At 71.3% G+C, this 1,951-nt stretch carries 2 protein-coding genes; both read right to left on the bottom strand.

All coding sequences use genetic code 11. From position 1 onward, the window contains the following. Window positions 1-186 precede the first annotated feature (186 nt). On the bottom strand, window positions 187-675 hold the full coding sequence (locus tag FUT87_RS11785; protein ID WP_255511782.1) for an HrpF/NolX family T3SS translocon protein: 489 nt from the start codon (window positions 673-675) through the stop codon (window positions 187-189). Beyond that, on the bottom strand, window positions 606-1,691 hold the full coding sequence (locus FUT87_RS11780; protein WP_186830492.1) for an HrpF/NolX family T3SS translocon protein: 1,086 nt from the start codon (window positions 1,689-1,691) through the stop codon (window positions 606-608). The genes FUT87_RS11785 and FUT87_RS11780 overlap by 70 nt, the downstream gene beginning before the upstream one ends. Window positions 1,692-1,951 lie beyond the last annotated feature (260 nt).

Below are 1,951 nucleotides of genomic sequence, written 5' to 3'. Positions count from 1 at the left end.
CCCTGCCCTCTCCCGCAAGCGGGAGAGGGAGTCTCGTGGCACCGCGCGCTCAGCCAACGCCGTCGAGCGCTGGCACCTTCTGCTACATCGCTGGCGCCGTCTGCCACATCGCTATCGCCGTCTGCCACATCGCTGACAGCACCTGCCACAGGCGGCATCCACCACACCGCTGGGTCTCGGCCCGAGTTACTCCCTCTCCCGCGGTGCGGGAGAGGGTTGGGGTGAGGGTCGTCGCAGCATCAGCTCCTCGGCCTTGGGCTTCACCACCTCGTTGAACACCTGCTTGCCGGTTTCCTTGACCGCCGCCTTCGCGGCCGTCTTCCCGACCACGCTGGCACTCGCGGTGACTGCCTTGCCCGCCCCGGGCGCGGTCAGCACGCTCAGCGCATTGCTGCCGAAGCTCTTGCCCGCATTGGCCGCGGCCTTCTTCACATCGCCCCCGTCGATCGCCGTGCGACCGACATCCAAGCCACCAGCGATCGCGTTCGACACCATCGACCCGACCGCCGCCACCTGGCTCACGAGCGGGATCTTCAGCGCCGCGATCGCCCCCAAGGTCGTCGAGCCGATCTTCTCGAAGATCGAAAAACCCTTCATCACCCCCGTCACGACGCGCCGCAACTTGCCGCCCTTCTCCGTGCGCGGATCGGGCTGGTTCCAGCGGCCATCCACCATCTCGCGCACCGCCGCGGGATCGCGCCAGGGAAAGGGCCGCACGGGAGGCTCAATGTCGACCTCGCCATCGGCCGGCCGCTCCGCGCGCCGTTCGACGGCGGGCGCGCCACCGGCGGCGGCCCCTCGGTGCGATCGACGCGCTCCAGAAACCGGCGCAGGTCGTTGCGCCCGATCCGGCCATCGTCCGAGGAGCGCCAGGCGTTGCTCTTGTGCCCCCGCTCGGCGTTGTCGAGCAGCCCGAACAGCACCGGATCGCCCAGCAGCACCAGCGCCGCCTCGGTGTGCGCGCGCGGCCGCTGCGGGTCCTCGGCGATGCGCCGCAGCTTGTCGCGGTCGAACAGCCGGCCGTCGAAGAAGTCGTCGGCATGGCGCTCGATCGTGCGCACCGCGCGGCGCTCCTCGGGCCGCAGCCGGATGTGGCCGGCCAGCGCGTCGGCGAGCGCGGCGCGCGGGATCGCCTCGTCCTGTGGCCGCCCGGTGATGCACTCCCATTCCTCGGGATGGCTCGCCAGGTAACGCGCCGCGGCGATCACCTGCGGCGGCCGCCGGTCCATCGGCAGCGTGCCGTCGACCAGCTCCCGCAGCGTCTCCAGCGAGGTGGTCTTCGGCAGGTAATCGGAATACTTGTAGAGCTCGCGCGCCGCGTCGTGACGGGTCATCTCCCGCACCGTCCCGCCGCCATCGGACGGCAGGTAGTTGTGGCGGAAGCTCTCCGCGCGGCGGCGGTTGTAGCGGATCAGCTCGGTGGACTCCGCGACGGTGTGCAGGTCGGTCCGGCCGATGCGGCCATCGGTGCGCCCATTGCTCGCGCTGTCCAGGCCATCCTTCAGTTCCTCGTCCGACAGCACCGTGCGCAGCGCGCGACCGAGCTCCGGCGCGGTGCGCGGATCGTCGGCGATGCGCTGCAGGTCCGGGACCGACTTGGGCTTCTCGAACAGGCGCTCGTTGCGCTGTAGCGTGGACACCGCCTGCAGGCGATTCATCGGCACCGGCACCGGATCGGAGAACACCGGCACCGGCGCCGGGCTCGCGCTGTCCGGCTCATCGCCGGACGTCGCAGCGAGAGGGTCACCGCGGCATCCAGCCGCTGCCGCCACTCCGGCGACAACCCCGGCCCGTGTTCCGCCACCGGCTCCGGCACCGCGCCGAAGTTCGGCGGCAAGGGCATGGCGGGCAGTCCCTGGTTCGCGATCGACGGGGGCATGAAGGTCTCCACAAGCTGACGTCATTGGGGCGGGCGGCCGGGCGCCCGATCGATGGGGCGGGCGGCCGGGCG

The sequence above is a fragment of the Mitsuaria sp. TWR114 genome (assembly GCF_007997345.1).
This window is presented reverse-complemented; position numbering and strand designations above follow the sequence as displayed.